The organism is Candidatus Mycoplasma haematohominis (assembly GCF_902712995.1).
Classification (GTDB): domain Bacteria; phylum Bacillota_I; class Bacilli_A; order Mycoplasmatales; family Mycoplasmoidaceae; genus Eperythrozoon_B; species Eperythrozoon_B haematohominis.
Genome location: NZ_CACTIB010000006.1, coordinates 1 through 1,564, shown reverse-complemented (window position 1 = coordinate 1,564; position 1,564 = coordinate 1). Strand labels below are relative to the sequence as shown.

1 protein-coding gene is annotated in these 1,564 nt (G+C 36.8%); it reads right to left on the bottom strand.

The window, feature by feature from the left end:
• A partial coding sequence (locus tag H6411_RS00685) for a PTS transporter subunit EIIC (protein WP_216082736.1) occupies positions 1–1,402 on the bottom strand: 1,402 nt, incomplete at its 3' end.
• Positions 1,403–1,564: the final 162 nt, after the last annotated feature.

Genomic DNA, 1,564 nt, shown 5'->3' with positions numbered 1-1,564 from the left:
ATAGGATAGAAGGAATATGAGTTCCACATATGTTCATAAGCATGAATGATAGGCCACATAGTACTGCGTGGAAGCAATAGAACAATTTAGGAGCAACAAATAGGAATGAGAACTCTAGAGGTTCTGTGATTCCTAATAGAGCACTACTTAGGATTCCAGGTATAAATCGTTTTAGAACTTGTTTTCTATTCTCTTTAGGAGCAGCTAGAGTCATACCAATTGCTGCAGCAGGTAGTCCAAATTGCATAACTGGGAATTTACCTTGTGTATATCTACCTACATTTATTCCTAAATCTTCTTTGAAGAAGTTAAATGCTGATTTTCCATTGATTGTGTTTGATGGAAGAGAGATGATTGATAGCCCTAGGAAGGAATCACCTTGTCACATACTGTGAGGCACTCTAGCACCAGATCAGATATTTCTCATTACTCCTCCTGCACTAACTGGAGTTTTGTATCTGTCTAGGGCGGAGATGTAGCTATTTAATTCTGATACTGTTCAACCAGTATTTCCTGAAATATTTGAAGTACTTGCTCCATTTAATTCATTAATAGCTCTAACAGCATCACCTCCTACAGGAGAGAATCAAAGAGGAGAGTAGAACATGTGATGTAATCCTGTAGGGATTAAACATTTTTCTAGGACACCAAAAATAAAGGAATCAATACCAGCAGGAGTTTTAGAAAGCTGGTTTCCTAATCATGAGAAAGCACTACCTACTCATGGTCAGATAATTAAGAATAGAAGAGCTAATCCTCAGGCTCCAATAACAGCCATAAGAGGCAAGAATCTCTTGCCTGAGAAGAAAGCAAAAGGCCCTTTTAGTTGTATATTTGAGTAATGCCTTTGTATGTAAGGCATCATTACTCCTCCTAACAGAAGAGAACCAAATATAGAGGTATTAAGAGCAGTAAAGCCAAGAGTATTGTCAACTAAGTTGACCATGCTCTTAGGATCTCTACCTCAGCCTTTGAATAAGACTATGTAGCCTTGTATTTGAGAGGATAGATCAGTATTAGTGGAGCTTACAGGATCTACATATACAAAAACACTCTGTACAGACAGGAATACCAGATAAGCCAGAATGACACTTCATATACAAGAAACATCTCCTTTACAGAAGGAATAAGCAAAAGCTACACAGAAAATTAGAGGTATTGCTTGTAGTAAGGGATAAGCAACATTTTTAATAAGAGTTCCAATCTTTTGTAGGGGATATCCAGGTTGGAATGATGATTCCAGTAATCCTCCTAGGGATAGGAAAATTGCAACTATAGCCAGAGTGGATATAGGCAACATGAAGGCTCCTGAGAGCCCAGACATCGTCAACTTAAGACGATCCTTAAATGGTTTTTTCTCTTCCGAAGATTGAGCAAATAACTCTGTATTTTCTTGAGCCACTTAACTAAGTGTTATGTTCCATTTTTTCTAAAAGCCAACAATATAAGAATAGTAATTGCTATTCATCATGTATCCTTTGCCTTCAATATATATAAATAACTACGAATTTAACTTTAAACCTTTTGCTTATCGTCTAAATCTAGAGGGGAGAATAGAAATAAA